Annotated in this window: 23 protein-coding genes, 6 tRNA genes and 1 pseudogene; 9 read left to right on the top strand and 21 right to left on the bottom strand. The window is 49.6% G+C overall.

Going from position 1 to position 23694, the window contains the following annotated elements; genetic code table 11:
* Positions 1–13: 13 nt before the first annotated feature.
* From BM124_RS16970 to sigW, 4 genes are all read right to left on the bottom strand, one after another.
* The gene (locus tag BM124_RS16970) at positions 14–1285 is read right to left on the bottom strand and encodes a CdaR family protein (protein ID WP_093339299.1); all 1272 of its coding nucleotides are present in this window, start codon (positions 1283–1285) and stop codon (positions 14–16) included.
* Positions 1278–2099 carry a diadenylate cyclase CdaA gene (gene cdaA / locus BM124_RS16965; protein ID WP_093339298.1) on the bottom strand — a complete coding sequence of 274 codons (822 nt, stop codon included), beginning with the start codon at positions 2097–2099 and terminating at the stop codon, positions 1278–1280. Before cdaA ends, BM124_RS16970 begins: the two co-directional genes overlap by 8 nt.
* 211 nt (positions 2100–2310) lie before the next feature.
* Positions 2311–2952, bottom strand: coding sequence for an anti-sigma factor family protein (locus BM124_RS16960; RefSeq protein ID WP_244504389.1), 642 nt, complete (start codon positions 2950–2952; stop codon positions 2311–2313).
* A gap of 10 nt (positions 2953–2962) precedes the next feature.
* The gene (sigW, locus tag BM124_RS16955; RefSeq protein WP_093339296.1) at positions 2963–3529 is read right to left on the bottom strand and encodes an RNA polymerase sigma factor SigW; all 567 of its coding nucleotides are present in this window, start codon (positions 3527–3529) and stop codon (positions 2963–2965) included.
* Between the two features lie 200 nt (positions 3530–3729).
* Between sigW and BM124_RS16950 the strand changes: the two genes are divergently transcribed.
* Entirely contained in the window at positions 3730–3909 is a 180-nt protein-coding gene (locus BM124_RS16950) for an aspartyl-phosphate phosphatase Spo0E family protein (RefSeq protein WP_139217149.1), read from the top strand.
* Between the two features lie 123 nt (positions 3910–4032).
* Here the strand turns inward: BM124_RS16950 and BM124_RS16945 are convergent.
* The 9 genes from BM124_RS16945 to BM124_RS16905 all read right to left on the bottom strand — a co-directional run bounded on the left by BM124_RS16945 (position 4033) and on the right by BM124_RS16905 (position 8379).
* Positions 4033–4108: transfer RNA gene (locus BM124_RS16945), tRNA-Ala, on the bottom strand.
* A 14-nt stretch (positions 4109–4122) separates the two neighbouring features.
* Positions 4123–4196, bottom strand: a tRNA-Gly gene (locus tag BM124_RS16940).
* A gap of 4 nt (positions 4197–4200) precedes the next feature.
* Positions 4201–4275, bottom strand: a tRNA-Gly gene (locus BM124_RS16935).
* 15 nt (positions 4276–4290) lie between these two features.
* A tRNA-Lys gene (locus tag BM124_RS16930) sits at positions 4291–4366 on the bottom strand.
* 108 nt (positions 4367–4474) lie between these two features.
* Positions 4475–4559, bottom strand: a tRNA-Tyr gene (locus BM124_RS16925).
* Between the two features lie 66 nt (positions 4560–4625).
* Positions 4626–4700: transfer RNA gene (locus tag BM124_RS16920), tRNA-Glu, on the bottom strand.
* An 86-nt stretch (positions 4701–4786) separates the two neighbouring features.
* Positions 4787–5998 carry a D-alanine--D-alanine ligase family protein gene (locus BM124_RS16915; protein ID WP_093339293.1) on the bottom strand — a complete coding sequence of 404 codons (1212 nt, stop codon included), beginning with the start codon at positions 5996–5998 and terminating at the stop codon, positions 4787–4789.
* A gap of 21 nt (positions 5999–6019) precedes the next feature.
* Complete coding sequence (locus BM124_RS16910) at positions 6020–7606, bottom strand: Mur ligase family protein (RefSeq protein WP_093339291.1); 1587 nt, start codon at positions 7604–7606, stop codon at positions 6020–6022.
* On the bottom strand, positions 7603–8379 hold the full coding sequence (locus tag BM124_RS16905) for an alpha/beta fold hydrolase (protein WP_093339290.1): 777 nt from the start codon (positions 8377–8379) through the stop codon (positions 7603–7605). Before BM124_RS16905 ends, BM124_RS16910 begins: the two co-directional genes overlap by 4 nt.
* A gap of 270 nt (positions 8380–8649) precedes the next feature.
* Here BM124_RS16905 and BM124_RS16900 point away from each other — a divergent pair, with 270 nt between their 5' ends.
* Genes BM124_RS16900 through cydS form a run of 3 tightly spaced genes read left to right on the top strand, consistent with a single transcriptional unit; the run spans position 8650 to position 11137 of the window.
* A complete protein-coding gene (locus tag BM124_RS16900; protein ID WP_093339288.1) occupies positions 8650–10002 on the top strand; it encodes a cytochrome ubiquinol oxidase subunit I in 1353 nt (450 codons plus the stop codon).
* On the top strand, positions 9999–11012 hold the full coding sequence (locus BM124_RS16895; protein ID WP_093339286.1) for a cytochrome d ubiquinol oxidase subunit II: 1014 nt from the start codon (positions 9999–10001) through the stop codon (positions 11010–11012). Before BM124_RS16900 ends, BM124_RS16895 begins: the two co-directional genes overlap by 4 nt.
* Positions 11013–11029: 17 nt before the next feature.
* Positions 11030–11137 (top strand): cytochrome bd oxidase small subunit CydS family protein, encoded by a 108-nt coding sequence (gene cydS / locus BM124_RS19750; RefSeq protein ID WP_425288598.1) that lies wholly within the window; start codon positions 11030–11032, stop codon positions 11135–11137.
* 512 nt (positions 11138–11649) lie between these two features.
* Here the strand turns inward: cydS and BM124_RS16890 are convergent.
* The 3 genes from BM124_RS16890 to BM124_RS16880 are packed head-to-tail and all read right to left on the bottom strand — an operon-like array spanning position 11650 to position 14466.
* Positions 11650–12486, bottom strand: coding sequence for a M15 family metallopeptidase (locus BM124_RS16890; RefSeq protein WP_093339285.1), 837 nt, complete (start codon positions 12484–12486; stop codon positions 11650–11652).
* 9 nt (positions 12487–12495) lie between these two features.
* Positions 12496–13629 (bottom strand): ethanolamine utilization protein EutH, encoded by a 1134-nt coding sequence (locus BM124_RS16885; RefSeq protein WP_093339283.1) that lies wholly within the window; start codon positions 13627–13629, stop codon positions 12496–12498.
* 15 nt (positions 13630–13644) lie between these two features.
* Positions 13645–14466: an MBL fold metallo-hydrolase gene (locus BM124_RS16880; protein WP_093339282.1), complete on the bottom strand. Its 822-nt coding sequence runs from the start codon at positions 14464–14466 to the stop codon at positions 13645–13647.
* Positions 14467–14577: 111 nt separating this feature from the next.
* Between BM124_RS16880 and BM124_RS19780 the strand changes: the two are divergent.
* Together BM124_RS19780 and BM124_RS19775 are read left to right on the top strand one after the other, a co-directional pair.
* Positions 14578–14993, top strand: a pseudogene (locus BM124_RS19780) (thermonuclease family protein); the annotation flags it as partial.
* A complete protein-coding gene (locus BM124_RS19775) occupies positions 14991–15263 on the top strand; it encodes a sunset domain-containing protein (protein ID WP_483150647.1) in 273 nt (90 codons plus the stop codon). The pseudogene BM124_RS19780 and the gene BM124_RS19775, both read left to right, overlap by 3 nt.
* A gap of 51 nt (positions 15264–15314) precedes the next feature.
* Here BM124_RS19775 and BM124_RS16870 read toward each other — a convergent pair whose 3' ends face one another.
* The 3 genes from BM124_RS16870 to BM124_RS16860 form a co-directional block, all read right to left on the bottom strand.
* Positions 15315–15737: a pyridoxamine 5'-phosphate oxidase family protein gene (locus BM124_RS16870; RefSeq protein WP_093339281.1), complete on the bottom strand. Its 423-nt coding sequence runs from the start codon at positions 15735–15737 to the stop codon at positions 15315–15317.
* 148 nt (positions 15738–15885) lie between these two features.
* Positions 15886–16815, bottom strand: coding sequence for a nucleoside hydrolase (locus BM124_RS16865; RefSeq protein ID WP_093339279.1), 930 nt, complete (start codon positions 16813–16815; stop codon positions 15886–15888).
* A gap of 225 nt (positions 16816–17040) precedes the next feature.
* Positions 17041–18066, bottom strand: coding sequence for a zinc-dependent alcohol dehydrogenase family protein (locus BM124_RS16860; RefSeq protein WP_212634979.1), 1026 nt, complete (start codon positions 18064–18066; stop codon positions 17041–17043).
* A 167-nt stretch (positions 18067–18233) separates the two neighbouring features.
* Between BM124_RS16860 and BM124_RS16855 the strand changes: the two genes are divergently transcribed.
* Complete coding sequence (locus tag BM124_RS16855; protein WP_093339278.1) at positions 18234–18680, top strand: DUF4385 domain-containing protein; 447 nt, start codon at positions 18234–18236, stop codon at positions 18678–18680.
* A gap of 9 nt (positions 18681–18689) precedes the next feature.
* On the opposite strand, the gene BM124_RS16850 is transcribed toward BM124_RS16855, so the two are convergent.
* Positions 18690–18917, bottom strand: a complete 228-nt coding sequence (locus BM124_RS16850; protein WP_093339276.1) for a hypothetical protein — start codon at positions 18915–18917, stop codon at positions 18690–18692.
* Between the two features lie 180 nt (positions 18918–19097).
* On the opposite strand from BM124_RS16850, the gene BM124_RS16845 reads away from it, so the two are divergent.
* A complete protein-coding gene (locus BM124_RS16845; RefSeq protein WP_093339274.1) occupies positions 19098–20366 on the top strand; it encodes a hypothetical protein in 1269 nt (422 codons plus the stop codon).
* 72 nt (positions 20367–20438) lie between these two features.
* Here the strand turns inward: BM124_RS16845 and BM124_RS16840 are convergent, their stop codons facing one another.
* A complete protein-coding gene (locus tag BM124_RS16840; RefSeq protein ID WP_170841200.1) occupies positions 20439–22673 on the bottom strand; it encodes a 5'-nucleotidase C-terminal domain-containing protein in 2235 nt (744 codons plus the stop codon).
* A gap of 244 nt (positions 22674–22917) precedes the next feature.
* Between BM124_RS16840 and BM124_RS16835 the strand changes: the two genes are divergently transcribed.
* Positions 22918–23586 carry an RluA family pseudouridine synthase gene (locus BM124_RS16835; protein WP_093339320.1) on the top strand — a complete coding sequence of 223 codons (669 nt, stop codon included), beginning with the start codon at positions 22918–22920 and terminating at the stop codon, positions 23584–23586.
* The last annotated feature ends 108 nt before the right edge of the window (positions 23587–23694 follow it).

Below are 23694 nucleotides of genomic sequence, written 5' to 3'. Positions count from 1 at the left end.
TCCGTCTCTTCTCTTAGTTGTCTGCATTGTTTTCCTGATTGCCCGAAGACGATTCTTCCGACCATTCCAGTGTGATTTCATCAATTCCCGTCTCCACCTGCACGTTGGGCGGACCTGACGGCTGCACGGGGATAACGGAAGGACTTGATCCGTCTTCGGCATTTTCCCAGTCAGCAGTGAGTGTCAGATCGCCGGCATTTAATCCATCCAGAACAGTTGCCGCTCCGTATACGGTGACGTCTGAAGTGAGCTCGTCCGGCTGCGTTACTGTATAGGAATACGAATCCGGCATATTCTCAATGGTAATGGGGACATTCTCTATTGTACGTTCTTCTTCTTCTCCAACTTCCACTTCAACAGTAATGTTTTCAGGGGCAACCTGTTCCACGCCTTCCGGGGCCTCCAGAGGAAGTTCCAGTGTCCCACTTTCCTGCACCCGGCTTAAATCGAGAACGGCTTCCAGCGTATTGATATCTCCAATGACATCAGGAGGACCGTTTATGACTGCACGGGTCGGGTCCATGTTCAGGGAAACGATACTCACGTTATCGGGCAGATTCCCTTCTCTGGACAGGCTCACGGGGACTTCCTTCTGCGGGCTTTCCACCGGAACAGACACGTTCACCGTTTCCGGAGCTGTCGTCACATCCAATTCATCGCCCTGCTCATTATATACCGTAAGTGCTGATTCTGTCTGCAGCGTTTCCGATGCTCCGGAAACATCGACGGAAGCAGCAACCCTGTTTATGTTTTCATGTACTTCCTGAGGAGCCTGGATATCTACTTCTTCAGGTGTTACTTCTGCCTGTCCAAGAGAATATCCTTCTTTCACTTCTGATTCGTTATTAATATCCAATTCCACAGGGTAGGATACCGTCTGCTGCTCCTGAAGTTCTATAGATGCTGCCCGTGGATTAATGGACACCTCCAGGTCAGCAGGAAAATTCCGCTGCTGAAGTCTTACATTATGAGTGCCCGCCCCCTCATCCTCTAAATCAGCATACACTTCATAAGAGGGTCTGGACAATTGGAACAGCATAATCGATGTCTGAGGTCCCGTCAAACGGACATCAACCGTTTCAGGTCCGTCCACCACTTCATACTGGTCTTCATTATAATAAACCTGGACTTCCACATCCTGCACCGTATAGGATCCTTCCTCATCGCTTGGGAGCACACTGGGTGAATTGCTTACATTATCCATGTTCACCATCGCATACAGCATCACGGCTATGAGAAGGGAGACGAACCGCACAAACCATTTGTTGTTAAACAGTTTATCCATGTTTTTTCCCTCCCCACTGCCATAAACTGGAGGTGTTCTTAACGTCCGCTATTAACTCTCTTTCCAGCATGGCACCCAGTGTCTCTTCATCAAGATCTCTGTGCAGATCTCCGTTCTTGGTTACCGATATGCCTCCGGTTTCTTCCGAGACAGCGATGGTGAGACAGTCGGTTACCTCACTGATGCCAAGAGCCGCTCGGTGTCTTGTGCCAAGCTCCTTGGAGATGAACGGGTTTTCCGACAGCGGCAGGTAACAGGCCGCAGCGGATATTTCGTTTCTTCTCATGATAACCGCTCCGTCGTGCAGCGGGGTGTTTGGAATAAACGTATTAATTAATAATTCCGAACTCACCGAAGCATTCATCGGGATGCCTGTTTCTACGTAATCGTTCATGCCCGTTTCTTTTTCTATGGAAATCAAGGCGCCGATCCGGCGTTTAGCCATGTATTTCACAGACTTCATGATTGCTTCCACGGTTTTTACATCGTTTTCTTCCTCCGGTGTTGCCGTCCTTCCGAAAATGCGTCCTCGTCCGAGTTGTTCCAGTGCCCGGCGCAGTTCAGGCTGAAAGATAATGATGATTGCCAGCAGTCCGTATGTAACAGCCTGACTCATAATCCACTGGAGCGTGCGGAGTCCGAAAAAGCTGCTCAAAAACCATACCACAAGAATGACAGTGATTCCCTTCAGCAACTGAACAGCACGGGTTCCGCGGATAACGGTGATTAATTTATATACAACATAAGCCACAAGCGCAATATCCACTACCGCCCGCAGCAGAGCTAAAAACTGAAAGTCTCCTCCTGTAAACATCTCGCTTCCTCCAATTAAGTCTGGCCAGAAAAAGAAAACACCTTCCTCATTATATCATATTTTCTGTCTCTGTTTGATAATGAACCCAGACTCGTTTTCAAATAATTTATAAGTATACCGCTTATAATGAAAAAGGGCATCCGGTATGTTAGTCGCCGGAATGCCCGTCTCGTTTCACGTATAAGTGTGTAAAAATGTAAAAGAAATAAATCTACTCACCATTATCCCGGCCGGACGGAAAAACATCTCCCACTATCTGCTTCGTATGGTACCAGACCCATTCCAGCGCCTGGTCCACTTCTTCAATATCTCCTGCTACTTCACCAGCTGAGGCGAGATACTGCTCCCCGTTAATGACAGTCAGGTTTCCTGTTATTTCTCCCTCGACTTCAACTTTGGCGTTGCGCACCATCAGGTCCCCCTCAATTGTCTCTCCTTCAGGGACAGTGACCGTAGCGGCTTCTTCGTTGATGGTTACGTCCCGGCTTCCCTGCACCGAGATATCCCCGCCGGCCTGTTCGTTCCATACCGAAAAAAGACTGGAAGCCATTAATAGGATAAACAGCGATGCTGCCACAACAAACGGGTGCTTTCTTGACCATTTCTTCCAGCTTACCCGTTTTTTCTGATTCGGAAGGTTGTTCATCACGCTTTCCGTAAATGTATCCGGTGCTGTGATATGGGAGGAACTCTGCACGAGCATCACTGCTTTCTTCAGCTCGTAGTAACGCGCGGTGCAGTCTTCACACGTCTCCATATGCTCAAACAGCTCTGCACGTTCGTCCCGGCTGATTTCTCCATCCAGGTATTTATCCAACAGCATTTCATATCGTTTTTCGCAGGTCATCGTCATTCCTCCCTCCTCACGCATTGCCCAGCCTCTTGCGCAAGGCTTCCCGGCCGCGGTGAATGTGGGTTTTCACCGTGTTTTCCGGAAGATCCAGCACATCGCTGATTTCTGTAATGGACAAGTCTTCTATGTAACGCAGTATGACAGCAGCCCGGTATTTTTCCGGAAGGTGGGATATTTCCCGCTGCACCCATTCCTGCAGTTCCAGCGTAACCACCTGATCTTCCGGCAGGTTTTGTGAAGCGGCCAACTGCGAATACCCGGTCAGTCCATCCGTTCCCTGAATCTCGGCATCCAGGGAATAGTCCGGTTTCTTCTTCCGGAGCCGGTCGATGCACAGGTTCGTCGTGATACGAAACAGCCAGGTCGAGAATTTCCTGCTTTCATCATAACTCTCCATATTGGCATATGCCCGCAGAAATGCTTCCTGAGCCATGTCCTGTGCCTCATAGCCATTTCCGGTCATCCGGTAGGCGATTTGGTAGACCTTATCTTTATACAAGTCTACCAGTTCAGCAAAAGCATCCTGATCTCCTTCTTTTTTTATTTCTTTTATCAGTCGTTTCACTACCGCATCCATGTTCTCGACCTCCACCCATTTTCTCAGGGTATTTCCATTTACGTATCACTGCGTTTTTCGTTTCAGACGATACGATTGTATCATGATTTAGAAGATAAGATATAAAAATGACATTTTTGTGAAAATACATCTTCCCTAGTTTTCAATACTATGGAAATGAGCGATAATATATGGGATACTCTGAATGAGGGGTGACAATCTTGTCAGAACAACTGCTTCTGCGGGAGATTGAAATTAAAAGAGAGAAATTACACAGCAAAGCCTGTTCACAATCCCTTTTCTCCGAAGAGGTCATCCGTCTCAGCAGGGAACTTGACCACCTGTTAAATATGTACGACGGATGGTATCATGACAGGAAGTCTGCTGCTCCCGCCAATTAATTAAGATGCCATACTTTTTCCGCCCGATGTTATTAGAAGGCGGTTTTTTTGTATCTGCCGGAGGTTTTTCTGCCTTAAAAAAAACCCAGCCGTCTGGCTGAGCCTTGGATTTACTTAAATAAATGGTGGAGCCTAGCGGGATCGAACCGCTGACCTCCTGCGTGCAAAGCAGGCGCTCTCCCGGCTGAGCTAAGGCCCCTTACGTATGTATAATGGAGCGGGTGATGGGAATCGAACCCACGACATCAGCTTGGAAGGCTGAGGTTTTACCACTAAACTACACCCGCGTCATGGAGCGGAAGACGGGATTCGAACCCGCGACCCCCACCTTGGCAAGGTGGTGTTCTACCACTGAACTACTTCCGCGTTAATGTTTGAAAATGGTGAGCCATGGAGGATTCGAACCTCCGACCCTCTGATTAAAAGTCAGATGCTCTGCCAACTGAGCTAATGGCTCTTCTTTAATAGATGGTCTCCGTACACGGCAGATGTCCACTGCTGTATGTAAAAAGAACTGATTTTCATTGTACTCCATTGTAACCGAAAAAACAACGGCTTAAACAAATGGTGGAGGGGGACGGATTCGAACCGCCGAACCCGAAGGAGCGGATTTACAGTCCGCCGCGTTTGGCCAACTTCGCTACCCCTCCTGCTTCATAAAGACACTTTTTAATTAAACCAAAAAAAGCGCATAATGTCAATAAAAAAATGGAGAATGGTGACCCGTACGGGATTCGAACCCGTGTTACCGCCGTGAAAGGGCGGTGTCTTAACCACTTGACCAACGGGCCGTATCTCCAGCAGAATCCTATCTCTGTCTGCTGACACAGGATATTATATCTCAAGCGCCATACACGTTGCAATACTTTTCTTTAAATCAGGATGAACTTTTCGTTCCACCTTTGGTTCCTTTTTCTCCACCCGACTGCTGCATGGAAAAAAGGTTGGAATCGATGGAGAAGACGAGTTTGTCCCGCTCTCTCTTGCGTTTCAATGCAAGCTGGATAAGCTGATCCGTTAACGTCGTATAATCTTTGCCGGCCGGCTCCCACAGGTAATAAGAGAGAGAACCTGGTATCGTGTTGATTTCATTCACATATACCCGGTCTTCATTCTGGTCGATGAGAAAATCAATACGGGAGACACCGCTGCACCCGAGAATCTGGAACGTATCCTTGGCCAGCTCCTGGATTTCCTTTACCCTGCTTTCCTCAAGCTCCGCAGGAATGATACGGTCTGTGCTTTCCATTCCCTTAGTGCCGTCTCCATCTTTTCCGCTGCCGCCTTGGTATTTATCTTCATAACTCAAGATGTCTTCGGACTTCAGTACTTCTTCGATTACAGATGCTTCCACCTCTTCGTAATCTCCAAGAACCGAGCAGTTTACTTCTTTCATGTCTGAAACCATCGTTTCAACGAGGAGTTTGGAGGAAAACTCCATGGCTTCTTCGACCGCTTCCTCAAGTTCCTGCTCATTTTCCGCCTTGTTGATGCCGACACTGGAGCCAAGGTTGGCCGGCTTCACAATGACGGGAAAACCGAGTTTTTCGCGTGTCATGTTCGTCATTTCCCGGCTGTTTTCTATCCAGTAGCTGCTGTAAAACCACACATAATCGAGAACAGGGAGTCCGGAGTCCCTCAGTATCTGTTTCATCACGACTTTATCCATGCCGCCTGCCGAAGACAATACGTCACAACCGACATAAGGAAGGTGAAGCAGTTCAAAGTATCCCTGCATCACACCATCTTCTCCAAAGGTACCGTGAAGAATAGGGAACGCAAGATCTATTTCGGTTATGGTCTTCTTACCAAGACGGGGGACAGGATCTTTCTGAAGGACGACGCTTTTGTCTTCGGATGTCGTAAGCGTGACTTTCTGTGCATTCTCCAGGAGACTGTCCAGATTTTTGTAGTTTTCAATATCCAGCAGCTGCTCCCCGGTGTAAAAAGAGCGGTCTTTGCTGATATACACCGGTACCGCTTCGTATTTCGAATCGTCCATTGCCTGCACAGCCTGCAGGGCGGTGATGACGGATACTTCATGTTCCACCGACACACCGCCGAAAAATACCCCTACCCTTGTTTTCATGTACAGCTCTCCTTCATCTGATTACTCATTAAATGTATCCGGGAGATCGTTTTCCAGCAGAACGACTGATTTCTGAACAGCTTTCTCGTTCATTTTCTGCAGTGCGTCCTGCAGATTCTCCGCTACGTAATACTGACTTTCGGGAAACTCTTTATCCGCCAGTCCCTGCTGCATCGGTTCGGTCTGTTTCTTTCCGACCAGGATCACAAAATCACATACCTCCGCAGCATATTCGGCAAACCTCTTGTTCAATTCGTATTCTTTTTCACCCAGTTCTATCATGCCGGGTGTTACAAGCATTTTGTATTCCGGCATCTGTCCGAGTACTTCCAGCGCCATTTTGGATCCGACCGGGTTGGAGTTGAAACTGTCGTCGACAATAGTAATGTTTCCGGACGATTTCTTTAGTTCCAGACGGTGCTCCACCGGCGCGACCTGTTTGACGGAACGGGCAATCTTTTCAAAAGAAATGCCTTTTTCCGATGCCATCGCAATCGCTGCAAGAATGTTATAAATGTTATGGCGGCCGAGCAGTTTCGTCTGAATCCTCACGGACGTTCCATCGTACTTGTAGACGGTGAACTCCGACCCTTTAGAAGAGTAGGAAATATCCGCAGCCCGGTAATGAAGATCCACGGCATCAATACCGTAATACATCGTCCGGCACTGGTTGCGCTGCTGGTAGGACATGATGTTCTGATCATCTTTATTCAGAAAAGCCGTCCCCTCATGCGGGAGCGTCTCAATTAATTCGAACTTCGTCTTCTTAATATTATCAAGCGTCTTGAACGTCTCCAGATGCTGCTCCCCGATGGCGGTCAGTATTCCGTATTTCTGATGAACCAGTTCACTGATATCCTGAATATCATATTCCTGCTTCGCTCCCATTTCGGCTATGAAAATATCATGGTAGGGCTTCAGCATCGTCCGAATGGTCTTTGTTACGCCCATTTTTGTGTTATAGCTCTCGGGCGTCATCAATACATTAAACTCAGACGACAGGACCGTTTCGAGAATGTGCTTCGTGCTCGTCTTTCCGAAGCTTCCCGTCACACCGATTACTTCAAGATTGTTCATCTGTTTGATAATCTTTTCCGCGTCATGGAAGTAGTACTGGCTGATCTGCTTTTCCACCGGCCAGTTGATGACATTGGCAGCAAGAGTATAAAAATAGGCAAGAACAGAAGCTGCTGTTACAAGCAGCAGAAACCATCCCATACTGCTGTCCAGCCCTGTGCCTAAAATAATGCCAAACACTGCCGTTACCGCAAACAACACGCCGCTCGTCACAAGAAGCCGTTTCACTCTGGAGGTGAACACGAGCTTTTTCTTTTCCTGTTCTTCCGGCATAAAATAAGCCATAAGCGCAAAAATAAGCGTTCCCGCTGTCAACGCAGCCGTCTCATTTCCAAACAGCAGTGGAAGAAAGGAAAGAAACGGAAGAAAACTCTGCAGCGGAAAAGCTTTGGAGGTGTGTGAAACCACCCAGTTCCAGTAACGTTCTGTCCGATAGGCATTTAACTGCAGCATATGAGTGCTGGTCTTCACGATCCGGGTTGTATACCAGCCCCAGGCTGCCAGAAATAATAATATGAGTATGCCTGTCATGACTTCCTCTCCCCTTTATCTTTTTGAAGGAAAGAATCGATTACCAACAAAAATTGCTGTCGTTTATCAAGATACGAATAATGACCCGCATTTTCCAGAACAACAAGACCGGCGTCTGGAATCATGTCTTCCATCAACCGGGCATCCGCAACCGGAGTCGCCTCGTCATTCTCTCCCCACACAAGCAGTGTCGGCGCCTGTATGTCGGGCAGATGATGGCGGAGGTCTTCGTTCACGACCTGAACAAATGTCTGCTGCATCGTTCCGGAAACATTTTTATAGTCTGTGGAACCGAGCTTTCCTTTCACTCTTGTAAGTATTGTTTCTTTATACCGGTTCAGCACCGGCAGATTGAGTATATTTTTAAATGCTTTATACGTGTAGACTTTAACATAATACTGCCATTTCCGTTTCGGCTTAATTCCGGCACTGTCCACAAGAATCACTTTATGCGCCGGATTTCGGGCAGCATATTTGATCGATACCCGTCCGCCGAACGAATGGCCGACGAGAATCGGCCGGTCGATACCCATTGCTTCAAGAAAGGTTCCAAGCATTCCGGTATAGTCCGAAACATCCCAGGGTTCCGGTGGATCGCCGCTTTCTCCGAATCCCGGGAAATCAAGCGACCATACCCGGAAATGCTTCTCCAGGGATTGATGCACCGGAGCAAAAGCATTCCGTTCTGCACCCCACCCGTGAAGAAGCACCACATCCGCCCCTTCTCCGGAGACGTGGTAACCCACACTCACTCCATCAATATCTATGTTCACAGCTATAACGCCCCTATTCTTCACTAACTTACATCTTTATTGTATATATAATCGTCCACTGCGCTGTTTATGTTCTTTTCCATAAAACACATAGCCGCCACTATATCTTATCATATCTAAAACAAAACGAGAATCGTCTCTTTTATTCGGATTGTCACTTGGCAGCCCTTTCTTTCCAGATAAATTTATGATGGTATTCACAAATTGAAAAATCTTTATATTTTTTTATGCAGGACAGGATATAACTAAGCTTTGAAAGGAGTGTGTGGTATGTTCCTGGAATATGATGCGGCCGTTTTCAGCCGGATGCTGACCGGCCTGACACTCGGATTTCATATCATCTTCGCGACAATCGGCGTCGGTGTACCGTTGATGATTGCCTTCGCCGAGTGGATGGGCATCCGCAAAAATGACGAGCATTACCGGCTGCTCGCCCGGCGGTGGGCCCGTGGGTTTGTCGTCACGGTAGCGGTGGGCGTGGTAACCGGCACCTCCATCGGGCTGCAGCTGAATCTTCTTTGGCCGAATTTCATGCAGCTCGCCGGACAGACGATTTCCCTCCCTCTTTTTATGGAAGTCTTTGCTTTCTTTTTCGAGGCAATTTTTTTCGGTATCTACCTTTACACGTGGGACCGGTTTAAAAGCCGAACCCGCCATTTGCTTCTCATGATACCGATTGTCATCGGGGCTTCGTTTTCCGCTTTTTTCATCACGTCGGTCAATTCGTTCATGAATGCGCCCCGGGGGTTCGAGCTGACAAACGGTGTGATTACCGATATCAATCCGCTTGCTGCAATGTTTAATCCGGCGGCACCGACTAAAACCGCCCACGTGCTTGTCACCTGCTACCTCACCTCCGCCTTTGTGCTCGGTATGATCGGTGCCGTCAAAATGCTGAAAGGTGACAGGCATGTGTATCACAAAAAAGCACTGCAGCTGACGATGACAGCAGCATTTGTTTTCTCCATCGGGACTGTAGGTATCGGTGACTTGTCAGGAAAATACCTGGCCGAATATCAGCCTGAAAAACTCGCTGCAGGTGAGTGGCATTTTCAAACGCAGACAGAAGCTCCGCTTGTCGTAGGAGGCGTGCTGACAGAAGACAATGAGGTGCAGTATGCGCTGGAGGTTCCCTATGCCCTAAGTATTCTGGCGCACGGTACGCCATCGGCTGAAGTAATCGGTCTCGAGGAGTTTCCAAAAGAAAACAGACCGCCGCTCATCGTGCATTACTTTTTTGACAGCATGGTAACGATTGGGATATACCTTGCTTTTGTACCGCTGTTGTACCTGTTTCTCCGGTGGAAAAAACCGGATTGGATGCATCATAAAGTTCTGCTGTCAGGTATTGCCGTAGGTGGACCGCTGTCCATTCTGGCGACGGAATTGGGCTGGGTGTATGCCGAAGTCGGCCGGCAGCCCTGGATTCTGCATGGCATCATGCGGACACCGGAGGGAGCAACGACGTCGAGCCATGTTGATGCGATGCTGTATCTGTTTCTCGGACTGTACGCCGTGCTCGGGATTTCGAGCGCCGTCGTTCTCCGAAAAATGTTCAAGAACAATCCCGTTGCTCATGAACTCGAGAGCCGCGGCATTGACAGACGGGGAGGGTCGTCATGACTTACGAAATACTCGGCATCACCGTATTATGGCTGTTCCTTTACGGGTACCTGATTGTCGGCTCTATCGATTTCGGAGCCGGATTCTTTCACTTTTACAATAAAATCTCCCGTAAGAATTACCAAGTGAACAAGCTGATTCAGCGCTACCTGTCCCCGGTTTGGGAAGTGACAAATGTGTTTCTCGTTTTTTTCTTTGTCGGGATTGTCGGATTCTTCCCCGACACCGCGTATTATTACGGGACCGCCCTTCTCGTACCGGGGAGCATATCCATTGTCCTGATCGCCATCCGCGGCTCCTATTACGCCTTTAACACGTATGGTTCCAAAGACAGCCGGGTATACTCGTTCCTTTACGGGATGAGCGGTCTGCTGATTCCCGCTTCATTCACCATCGTGCTCACCATTTCCGAAGGTGATTATCTGGATGTGTCAAAAGACCGTGTGACGCTGCTGCTCCGCGAACTGCTGACGAGCACCTATTCCTGGAGTGTTGTGGTGCTGGCGGTGGTGAGCGTTCTTTATATTTCAGCCGCGTTTTTGACGTACTACTCGTATAAAGCGGGTGATACAGCATCCCATCAAGTGTTCCGCCGCTATACGTTGTTCTGGGCGGGACCGACGATTCTTGCCAGCCTGCTGATATTCTATACGATCAGCCGTCACAATCCCGAACATTTCCGCAGCATGCTGGATATAAGCTGGGTATTCATCTTGTCATTCCTGTTTTTCCTGGGTGCTGTGCTGCTCGTTTACCGGAAACAACGTCTCGGCCTGGCATTCGTGCTTGTGATGTTTCAGTTTTTCAGTGCGTGGTTCGGTTACGGCGCGTCCCACCTTCCGTACCTGTTGTACCCGCACCTCACGATGTACGACGGGTTCGTCAACGAAACGATGGCGGCCGCCTTGATTGCTGCTTTTATCGCGGGACTGCTGCTGTTGATTCCATCCCTCGTTTTGTTGATGAGGCTGTTTCTGTTTGATGCCGATTACGTGCGCGGGAATAAATAATAAAGGAGCGGTGTACCATGGAATTTTTTCTGCTTATGATTGCACCCCATATTGTGCTCGCCCTTTGTGTGCTGGCGGTTTTTTTATGGGGCGGACGGCGCAGTGATTATTTTCACAACGACTGATGAGGTTGGGGCGCGGGGGTAGTGGGGTAGTGACGTTTGAGCCGTCCCACCCGGGGGAAAACGTCGTTATAAACGGTTCATAGTTACGTTTACGAGTGCCGGATCAGCAAAAACGTAAGTATGGTTCATTCATCGTTACGTTTGGGACGCTGCGAAAAGAGCAAAAGTGCTTCATGAACGGTTCTATGTAACGTTTTCCGCCATGTCTCGGCCCAAAACGTAAGTATGACCCGGGAAACGACACGGCCCCCGGATCTTTCAAAACGCCGGCATACCGAATGTGCGCATCGATACACAAGGAGCTGTATCAAAAGCCATTAAGCGTTAAGGCATCCACTGCAGGCGGACGCTTGCCGCGGGCAGCGCCTCAGCTACATCAAACGGTAAAACCGCCGTTTGATGGGATCTTCGGCCGCTGCTCTTCCCGCTGGCGTCGCCGCCTGCCGTTTCTGCCTGAGGTGAATTTTCTATATTATTGAAAAGGAGCTGTACCTTTTGATACAGCCCCTTTCTTATTCAGCGGTGCCGTAATATTCTTCGAGTGTCTGGTTTGTATCATGAAGGGTGGCGGCAAGTTCCTTCCCAACGTAGCGCAGGTGCCACGGCTCGTACTGATAGCCGGTAATGTCGGTTTTGCCTTTCGGATAACGAATCACAAAACCGTATTCATGAGCATGTTCTTTCAGCCATTTGCCTTCCGGCGTCTCGCCGAACGCATTGGTTAAGGCAAAATCGGCGGATTGGGAACTGACATCCATGGCAAGTCCGCTCTGATGTTCACTTTCTCCGGCCTGGGCGCTGTACTGATTGGCCGCCTCGACCCCGTCTTCTTCGGCATTAGCCGCGAAAATCGATTCCTGACGGTCATAGGAGCGGTACCCGGACACCGCGAAAAGATACAGCCCATCTTCTTCCGCTCCGCTGAATAAAGCTTCCAATGCATCAGCGGCCGGCTTGCGCACCTGTCGTTTCGGAACATTTTCTTCATATGGAAACCGGACATCCGGCACCGTTAAATCTTCCGGCACGTAATCAGCCGGCAGACGGTACTCGCGATTCACCAGAGTATCCAGGGCGGAAGGATTTTTCAATACACCTTCTTCATTGACAGCCGGTGGTTCTATCTCCTGCCCCTGCTCTGCGGCTTCTGTATTCTCTTTCTTTGTCTGTTCCTGTTCTGCAGGTTCAGGGGCAGCGTCCGCCTGTGCTGCCTGCCCGCTCTGTTCTGCTTCCCGGGATTCCTGCGTTTCTTCGTTGTTCTGCTCCTCTTCTTCGGATGCACCAGTTGCCGAACAACCTCCCAACAAAAGCAGCACACAAGCTCCGAAACCGATAATCACTTTATTCATGGGGGATCCCTATCCTTTATGTTGATATTCTTTTTTATCATACCATTCCGGCGTGTTATCAGAAATGGATGTTTTGGATTTTAGAATGATTCCGTACGCGACCCCCATCGCGCTGATTCCTCCGGCCAGTTTCCCTGCAAGCAGCGGCACAATCATCGCCTCATTGACAGCGGCGGTGTAACCGAGATGGCCTCCGAGAAGGAAAGCGCCGCTTACCGCGAACGCATAGTTCATCAATTTGCCATCATCGTCCATCTCTTTGCTGAGCGTAAACATCGGAATGATATGCGCCAAAGAGGCACACCAGCCCGACCAGGCCGTCGGATTCATAAAAAACCGGCTTCCGTGATCTTTTCCGGCAATACGCTGCTGAAAAAAGTGAACGAGCGGAAAGGCTCCCGCCAGCGTGAACGCAAGGGTTCCAACAGTCAATATACCTTCCCGTGACGGGGCCATGCCATCAATAATTGTCCATCCGGTGAGTGCCTGCAGAACGACAACAGCGGTGGCAAGCGTCGTCACCACAGTCACCAGCCTCCCAAATATCCGGAATCCTTGTACCATTGCCTCCATCTTCCACCACAGTCCTAGCAGAATCAGACCGGATACGATAAATATAGGCACCAGGTTCCCTAACATCTGCTGCATGGAAAACCCCGCCACTGCTCCTCCGGCGAGCATGCCGACGGGAATGGTGGTTATGCCGGCCAGCATCCCTTTGGCAAACAGGGCATGGTCTTCTTTTTTCAGGATACTTAAGGCGATTGGAACGGTAAAAGTCAGCGTAGCGCCCAGCATACTGCCGAGAAGAATGCCGGCGAACCGGGCGGATTCCTCTGTTTCGGCAAGTTCCCCGGCCAGTGCCCATCCTCCCATATCCAGTGCGAGAATCGTTGTGGCAAACATCGCCGGATCCGCTCCAAGCCATTGGTATACCGGAGCAATGACGGGACGAAGGATATCGGCGAGTACAGGGGCAAGCGAGATCATTCCCACAATAACCACAGCAACGGGGCCCATGGCGGCAAACCCGCGGTCAAACGCCCCTCCGTATCCGTACTTATTGCCAAACACCTTGTCCAGCGTGCCGATGACCATAAAAACCGCCAGAATCCATATCACAATATCCTGAAGTACTCCCATGAGTTTCCCTGCTTTCTATGCTCTACGTTCCTTTTCTATCTGAGCTTTGTTGTTTTCATGTTCTTCTCCAAGATAACGCGAAAAGGAATAACTGTCCACAAAGGCACCCAGCACCTCAGACGATTGCTGATGCCGGATCTCATCGCGAAGTGTCTGAATATACCAGCGTGAATCCCGGATGCGTTTTCTTATCTCAGCGCCGTCTGCTGTGCACGTTCCGTGACCCGGGACGAACAGATTGATAGTGTTTTCGTCCATTACCTCTTCCAGTTTATTCAATGTGCGTTCGTAGGCCCTGCTGTCATGATGAATAAAAGGAAATTCCACATCGCTCGCATAATCCCCTGCGATTAAAATGCCCGGACCAGGCAGTACCGCAAACACTCCGTCGGCCTGATGACCCGGCGCCAGATAAAAAGATACAGACGTATTACCAATTTCCATCGTCTGTTCATCATGATCAATGATAATATCAATAGAAGGGTATTCCACGGGATACGGACGTTGAATGTAATAGGACTCGTCAAAATCATGAATGTCCTGCAGGATGTCTTCCCTGCCGGACTTCGCCGTAAATCCCCGGGACGCAATCGTTACCGCGTCGGGAAACGCCTTCCAGCCAAGAATGTGGTCAAAATCCGAATGCGTGAAAAGCAGGTATTTACGCTGTCCGTTATCATGCTTATCGACATGCTGCCGGATGGCTTCGATTTCGCCGGGAAGCCAGGTTGGGTCCGTAATAAGAATTATATCCTTTGTCACTGCGACCGTGGACGTCGTCTGATACAGCTCACTTTGAAATACCGTGACATGTTGGTTTTCGTATTGTACCGGCATGCTTCCACCTCTTTCTTTTCATAAAAATGACGTATGGACGGCTGAAATCACCGTTTTTCCACGCATTCCCGTTTTTTTATGACGATAAAAGCATAAAAGGAGCCTGTTTGAATGAAACGCTGTATATTTCTGTTTATGATGGTTCTGCTGAGTGCCTGCGGCAGTTCAACGTATGAAGAAGGAGAAAAAATAAAGGCCGATATTGTGGACGTTGTAGACGGGGACACGGTTACCGTTGATATGGATAAAGGAGGAGAAGAAACGCTCCGGCTGCTTTTAATCGACACCCCGGAAACGGTACATCCCGACGAGCCCGTGCAGCCTTACGGGCCAAAAGCCAGTAAGTATGCCAAAGAGCTGCTCCCCGAGGGTAAGGATGTCACCGTAGAAATAGACACGACCATCCGTGATGATTATGATCGTTTTCTTGCGTATCTCTGGGTCGACGGGAAATGGTGAATCAAACGATGATAGAAGAAGGGCTGGCCCGGGTGGCTTACATTATCGAGCCCAACACCAGATACGTGGATCGACTGCAGGAAGCACAACAAGAGGCGCGGCAGCAGAACCTCGGTATCTGGAGCGAAGACGGCTATGTTACCGATGACGGATTTCAACCGGAAGCCGTGCAGGAGACAGCGTGCAGCAATCCCAAAATCAAGGGCAACCACAGCGCAAGCGGCGACAACATTTATCATACACCCGCCAGCCCTTATTGCAAGCAAACCGAAGCCGAAGAAATGTTCTGCAGCACCGAATCGGCGGAAGAAGCCGGTTACCGTGCAGTGAAACAGTAAACAAAACAATCCGGCTGACACCGTGATGTAAGCCGGATTGTTTTCCCATTATTACAGATCCAGTTTTTGCGGTGGTTCTCCCGTTTTATTCATAAGCCTCATGCTCTCAGGCTGGATTTCCAGCATGATGAATTCAGGATCGTCGATTCCGTCAAACCAGCGGTCCATGCTTTCATGCCAGAATTGCTGCTTGATCGCTTTGTCTTCCCGGATGACAGCTTTCCCAGATACCTCAACGTACAGATCATCCAGTCCTTCTCCTTCATATCCAAGCAGAATATGCACATACGGATTTTTTTCAATTTCCTCGGCCTTATGAGTGTCTTTGCTCGTCGGTGTATAAAGGGTAATATCATCATGATAAAACGTCATGTACCTCGAATGCGGGCGCTCTTTCTCCACCGTAGCAAGCACCCCTGTTTTGTATTCATCAATAATGCGCAGGATTTTATTTTTAAGCTCGTTTTGTTCCATCAAACTTTCTCCTTTCCTGTATCTTCCGGGTTCAGTATTCCCCTGCCTCAGGCTGTATAAACATACTCCTGCTGAATGCTGTCCCTGACTGCGGAAAGATTAAACAAACGTTTGATGAAGCTCCTAACGAGGGCCGGAACCTTTCTCGTCAGGGAAGCCGCTCCAGCGACGATCGTATCATCTTCCAGAATACTTCCTGGTTCAGCTCCCGTGCGACGTGGACATTCGGTGCCTTTCCAGTCGTCTGCAGCGCATCAATCACCGTCATGCCCGTCGTATAGATGCCGCGCGTTTCTACAGTAACCGGGAGATGTTCGGTGGCAAAGACATTTTCATCAATAGTGAAAGCCGCTGCACACGCGTCATGAATCGGCGCCGCGGAAAAGCCGAAAAGACTATGATATGTACCGGCGAAATATTCCAGAAGCTCTGCGGTGAAGGCAGCAGCATTCGTATCCGCTCCACGGAGAAGCTCTTTCTCTTCTTCTCCGGCGAGCGCCTGATGGGTAAGATCCAGCCCCGCCATGGTAATCGGCAGACCACTCTCAAAAACAATGTGAGCCGCTTCCGGGTCGGCATAGATATTAAATTCAGCTGCAGGGGACCAGTTCCCGTAAGAACCTCCGCCCATCAGCACAATACCTGCAATGTTCTTCTTTACCGCAGGATACCGTTTCAGCAGCCAGGCGATGTTGGTCAGCGGTCCGGTCGGGACAAGCGTAATCGGCTCCTCCGCGTGAAGAAGCAGCTCTGCCGTCAGATCCACCGCGTGACGGGAGTCCACTGATTTCTCAGGTTCCGGCAGAGCCGGGCCTTCCAGTCCGCTCTCCCCATGGATATGCGGTGCTGTTACCGCATGCCGTACGAGAGGTTCGCCGGCACCCTCTGCTACCGGAACGTGACCGAGTCCCGCCTTTTCCGCGATAATCAGAGCATTTCTTGTCGTATGCTCAATCAACGCGTTCCCGGACACCGTAGTAATCGCCTGAATATCCACTTCCGCCGATCCGGCTGCAAGAAAAATCGCAATCGCATCGTCATGCCCGGGATCGCAATCCATGATAATCGGTTTTGGCATAGGTATGCTCCTTTCTTTTCGTGATATTCCTTTTTATTGTAACACGGTCAAAGCGTTCACAACGCCCGGACGCCGGGAAGGATATTTATGCTTTTTATGAGGAACAGACCGTGGACGGTTTCGCGTCTTGAAAAGGAACATATAGAAAAGCTCCCGGCTGTCCGCTGAAACAGCCGGGAGCGCTTATCCAGCTTTGCATCATGATAACGCGGGGCCTCTTAGAAATCAGTCATGGGAGATGGCGATTTTGCCGAAGAATTTCTGGCTGTCCAGGTACCGGTACGCCTCGGCTGCCTGGTCCATCGGAAATACGCTGTCAACGACCGGTACCATGTTTTTGTCCGCGATCACCTGGTTCATGTTTTCAAAATCCTGACGGCTTCCCACGCCGATCGTGCGGGTGGATGCAGAGCCGAAGAGGTCGAAGTAATCAATTTTATCCCCTGTGCGGCTGAGTACTCCAATCAGGGACAGTTCATCACCGGGTGCGACCGCTTTGAGTGACTGCTGAATGGTAGCAGGCCCGACTACTTCCACTACGCGGTTCACACCAACACCTCCGGTCAGCTCTTTCGCTTTTTCTCCCCAGTTCGGCGTTTCGTTGTAATTAATAACCTCATCTGCGCCGAGCTCTTTCAGTTTCTTTGCTTTCTCGTTGCTGGAAGTCGTTGAAATAACGTTGATACCCAGTTGTTTAGCAAGCTGCAGCGCGTACACAGACACACCCCCGCTTCCAAGCGTGAGGACCGTATCCCCGGCCATCAACGGGCTTGGACCGTGCAGAGCGTTCCATGCCGTTACACCGGCACATGGGAGTGTCGCGGCCTGCTCAAACGTTAAATGATCAGGAACTTCGACGAGGAGCTCCGGATTCATCACTTTATATTCTGTCAGCCAGCCGTCGCTGTGGGATCCGTATGGCTCGGTATATGTCGGGCGGCGCCCGCTGAACCATTCTTTTGTGAAGTTACCTGCAACCCGGTCGCCGACCTGAAAGCGCCGCACACCTTCGCCGACTTCTACAATTTCGCCCGCTCCGTCAGACAACGGAATGAGGTCCGGTTTCATCCCGCCCGGGTACTCTTCCTTCAGCATCGCAAGGTCCCGGAAATTCAGAGAGGATGCTTTGACTCGTACGACCACTTCTCCGCGCTGGGCGGACGGGATCGGTTCTGTCACTGTATACAGGTTATCTGCACTTCCTTCTTTCTCAAGACGAATGGAGCGCATCGTACCTTCCTGTGCTGCCATATTCGAAACCTCCTTCGGGTATTTGTTTAAACCTTCCATTACCTATCATAAAAAGGAAATGCCCAAAGCGTCCAGTTATATGCATCAGCTTTCTCCCATGTTCAGAGGTGTAACAGGATTGCGCGGCTTCCCTTCCGGGTACATCTGCTGTAGAAAGGAGAGATCATGTGAGCATAGAACATACAGATAAACAAGGTGATATCGACCATAGACAGGAGCCGCACCGGTATAGAGTGGGACGCGGGGAAAAAGGAGTGATGAACGTAGAGCCGTACAAAAGTGAACTTCTGCCATACTGGCGTTTTAAAACGTCAGGGGCGGCCCGTACCTCATCAGAAAACATTTATCAACTATTTCTCGATTATAAAGAACAGGACGATTTTGTCGGGATGGATATGGCCAGAAAGTTTCTGCAGATGGGGTACACCAGAGCCAAACGCTACGCTAAATACCCAGGTGGAAAAAAGTATAATAAAGACGGAACGATCCGCCGGACAGACTTCGATCCGGAAAAAGAAGAAGCCGCCGCTGTGTGCGAAAAGAAATGGAAGATAGTACGGGAAGACCCCGAATACCTGAGCCGGAAAAAGGCTCATCAGAAAGCATATGGCTAAGCAGCGTACTTATCCCGCAGGCTGCGCGTAGCGGCGCATAGATAACGGCATCACAGACAGGATATTGCACGTCTTCAGCGACCGTACCGCATTCCGTTCATGACACCAGACCAATACATTTCTCCGGTTCAGCTGGTACACTGTAACAGTGCGCTGCGTCAGACTACCGTCTTTCCGCTCGTAAATCACCTGGACCGGGCCTTTTGTTTCTGCCGCTCTCATCAAAATGCTGTCCATATCGATGCCTCCTGTCCCCTTTTTTTACATTATATACGAACAATTGTTTTGTTTCAAGTAAAACAAGAATAAATGTTCGTTTTTTTGACCCGCTTTCTATATCTTTTTATATAGATACCTTTATGGTAAAATTTTCAATAGGGAGACGTGTATTTATCTTTCTACAGAGGAGTGGCTGCTTTGGATGAACGAATAAAATCTCTGATCGAGTATACGAAAACGACGCTCGGCCTCGCGCGGTATCACCTGCTGACACACGACATCCTCCGATCGGTTAATGTATTTCATGAAACGATTTATACATTAAGTATGGAATGGCTTCCGCCCCATATGACAGAGCGCGGTGAAGAAGGACTCAATCCAGCAGGAACAGCTGTCGTCAATATCAACATACATACGCACCATTTTCAGAGCATTATCTTCGTCCGCGGTGAAACCTATGCAGATAAATGCAGATTCGGCTATACAGACAGTGAAAACATCATCACCTGGCTGGAAAAAGAAACAGGGCTTGCCCATAAAAAGCAGTTCCAGCTCATAAAAGACGGGGAAGGCGGGTACAGGTTCGAGGAGTGTATAGATGGTGTGAAAGTCTCTCCGTCCGGATGCATAGACATTCATTTCAACGATCAAGGACGTCTTACCTTCTTTTCCATAGATGGACAATTTCCACCTGAAGATATGATACACAAAGAACCTTTTGCATTAACGCGGGACAATGCCGAACCGTATGTTTGGAAGCAGCTGCAGCTTCTGGAGTTCCCCTCACGCGCATCCGGGAAAATCCTCCCTGTGTATGTGTTAGACGAGCTCTATGTGACAAACGACGGAGCATCAGCTCTCCCATTTGAGATTTTTGCGGAGAAGAAAGCATACCAGCTGGTGAATCAGCGGCTTACATGGCAGACTCCCTTGGAAGGATCGTTCGAAGGGGGTTCCATTGAACTGCAGGAGGATGTGAGCGCCGCGCAGGCCTTTGCGTGTGAGCCGCACCCGGACACTTTTCCCATCACCGTTGATGAGCAGCAGCAGGTTCTCGAAGCAGTGGTAACCTTAATGCGGCAGGAATACCCTCAGGACAGCGGGAAATGGGTTCTTCACACGATCAACCGGGAGAAAGGCTATCTTCTTACCATCTTGAAACCTTCCAACCCGGACCGGTGGGTGTTTGCAGGAAAAATAAAAGTCTTTCTTCACCCAGACAGCCTGCAGGTTGTGAATTATATCGATAATAAGTTGTTAAGAGATATGTACAGTCATTACGAAAAACCTGAAAAAACAACCATCCGTAAAGAAGAGGCTTACGAGAAGATAAAGCAGCACATAACGGTAACCCCCGTGTATATTTATGATGAGCAGCAGCGCCGTTATGTTCTGTGCGGAAAATTGGACTGCGATTACGGGGTGCACGCAGCAGACGGCAGCGTGTTTTTATTGGATGATTTATAAGATCTTTCTTAACCTGGATGACGAAGAAAAGCCGGGTGCAGACGTTGCTGCACCCGGCCTTTCTTTGGTTACCTAGTTATTGTTTACATCCACGATGCGTTCTTCGATTTCAGGATCGACGGTGCCTAGTTCGGCAACATGATCCCGCAGATTCTGCCAGTCGCTGAGGCCAAGATCTGTCACGCGTCCTTCATCGTAGAGGTTGGCAAAGACGTCGTACCCATCCCCGCCTTTCGCGGTAAACGCGTTGGTGGCAACAACGTACTGCCGGTCGTCTTCAACCGGTGTGAAATCTCCATCCTGCTTTATTTCAACCGTCTGGATACGGTTCCCGGCTTCATTGGAGCTGTCGTACGTGTACGTCATTCCGCTCACATGCAGGAAACCTCCATTCTCCGCAGGCACCTGGCTGACGCTGTGCTCAAGAGCCTGTTTCAGTTCCGCTCCCGTGATCTCCATCGTCGCGAGTGTGTTTCCAAACGGCAGTACGGAGATGATCTCTCCATTAGTGATCGGCCCCTGATCGATAGATGTACGGATACCGCCGCCGTTTTGGAGAGCGGCAGTTGTTTCTTCATTGTACTCTTTGGCTTTGGCAAGCATGGCGTCAGTAATGAGGTTCCCCAGTTTCGTTTCACTGTTTCTCACACTGGTGTCATCCCCGTTCTCCAGACGCGGGTTCGGAAGAGCTTCTGCGGCAACTCCGCCGCTTTCTTCATTCTGCACTTCGTCAATTTGGGCCGCATACGGCGCCAGAGCAGCGGCTGCTTCTTCATTTTCAGCCTGCTCCCCGATTTCAATTAATTCTCCCTGGTGCTCAGTGACTACACCAGAATCGTTGAATCCGACCTGAAGCGTTCCAAGAAATTCACCGTATTGAGAAGCCTGTACGATGACAGTCGGCTCGCCGCTGTCTTCCCCTACAACATCGGGCTCCGACAGTTCGGTGTGCGTGTGGCTTCCGACGATGACATCAATCCCATCCACCTGCTCGGCAAGCTGCAGGTCGTTGTCGTATTCCGGATTGTCATCATATCCGATGTGGGTCAACGCAACGACCTTGTTGATACCCGCCTCTTCAAACTCATTCACAGCTTCCTGTGATGATTCGACGTAGTCTTCAAACGACACATCCGCAGGGCTTGAAATATCTGCTGTTTCGGACGTCGTCAATCCGAATACGCCTATCTTCTCCCCGTTCACTTCTTTCACAATGCTGTTGTAAATCTGACCATCTTCCGGCTCTTCGGTCATCTCATCATGAAACAACCCGCTCATATTGGCATCCTGGGAAAAGTCCAGGTTGGAGCTGACAAACGGAAATGCAGCACCGCTGACGAATTCCGAAAGCGCCTGGTGTCCTTCCGAGCTCGAGCCTAAATCAAACTCATGATTTCCAAAGGTCGCCATGTCATAGTTCATGAGATTCATCAGTTCGAGTCCGGCCTGTCCCTGGAATTCATTGAAATAGAGCGTACCGGAGAACATATCGCCTGCATCAAGCAGGAGAGAGTCAGGATGCTCCGCGCGGTAATTTTCCACGGCAGTCGCCAGTTTCGGCATCACGTCGAGATGGGCGTGGATGTCATTCGTGTGCATGATCGTCAATTCGGAGCTTACTGCACCCTCTTCCGAATCTTCACCGGCACTGCCTCCGCTCTCCTGTTCTTTCAGATCCTGGGCACGGTGGACAAATGTTGAGAATGCTCCGCGTGATACAGATTCTCCCGGACGGAAATCATCCAGTTGTGTCGTAAGCTCCAGATCAGCCAGTGTCTGAACATTCTCGTCGTGGGACGCGTGTACATTGTCCAGGTTCACATCCACCTCGTCCGATTCACCGTCCAGCCCACGAAGACTGAGCGCAGGCACGAGAACCGAAGCGGTCTGCTGGCGGGTGATGGACGCAGAAGGATGGAATTCCCCTTCTTCATTTCCGCTGAAAATCCCGGCTTCTGTTACAGCTGCAATTTCTTCGGCATACATGTGATCTATGTCGACGTCTTCGTATTGATTAAGTATCTGTTCCACATTATCCGGAACCGACACGTCCGCAGCCTCAGCAAGCATCACTGCAGCACGCTCCCTTTTTACATCCTGCCACTGCCTGAATGTGCCATCTTCATACCCCTGAATGATTTCCTGCTCTGTCAGCGATTGAATGGCTTCGAAATGCGTGCCGCTCTCTTCCACATCGCTGTAGCCCGCTGCCGCCGACACTTCCATCTGCGGCGCTGCAATCAGTGCTGCTGCGGCCAGAGCAAAGGAAGAAAGACTTGTTCTTCGACCCCTCTTCGATTGAAACATGGATAAAAAACCTCCCCCAAAATTAACTACATATAACATATAACATACAGCTTCGTGTGTTCTCATTGTATGGTCAGGCCTGCAAATGGGCAAGCCTTTTTCTGTATCTTTAAAAAAGCTTTACAATCATCCCGTATAGATATCATTTCCTTATCTTTTTATACTCATGTGATAATAAAAACACTTTTCCGGAAGCTGTGTTATCATAAAGGGGATTGTACACACTGAAGGGGTTTTAATGACGATGAAGGTTCCGATTCTTTATGAAGACAATCATTTACTTTTCGTAGAAAAACCGGTGAACATGCCTGTTCAGGAGGATCGTTCCGGGGATAAGGATCTGCTCACGTTTTTGAAAGAAGATTTAAAAATACGGCATCAGAAGCCAGGAAACGTATACCTCGGGCTCGTGCACCGGCTGGACCGTCCTGTCGGAGGAGTCATGGTGTTTGCCAAAACTTCCAAAGCGGCTTCCCGGCTTTCCGACAGCATCCGGCGTGGTACCATGGAGAAACACTACCTGGCTGTCGTGCGAGGAAAGCCGCCAAAGCCAAACGACAGGCTGGAGGATTATCTGGTGAAGGACCGCCGGAACAATGAAGTGAGCGTTGCAGACCCCGGCCGGGACAAGGCGCGAAAAGCGGTTCTTGAATACGAAACCGAGGGAACCGCAAAAAATGCGAGCCTCGTATCCATTCAGCTTCACACAGGGCGCCCGCACCAGATACGCGTTCAGTTCGCCTCCCGCGGCTGTCCGCTTTACGGAGATCAGAAATACGGCAGCAGCGTGAATAAGCCAGGCCAACAGATTGCGCTATGGTCCCAGACCCTCGCTGTCGAGCATCCAACGAAAAAAGAAGAAGTCAAAGTGCATTCCAACCCACCGGAGGAACATCCCTGGAACCTCTGGTAAGGAAAAGCAGAACGAAGGGGCTGTATCAAAAGGTTGTGAAAAAATGACCTTTTACAGCTCCTTTTTCTATTTCATATACAAAAAAATCGCCTCTTTCGGTATAATGAA

It is taken from the genome of Salibacterium halotolerans (genome assembly GCF_900115625.1).
Lineage (GTDB): Bacteria > Bacillota > Bacilli > Bacillales > Marinococcaceae > Salibacterium > Salibacterium halotolerans.
Note: the sequence above shows the minus strand (reverse complement) of the source record. Positions and strands in the feature narration are given on the sequence as shown.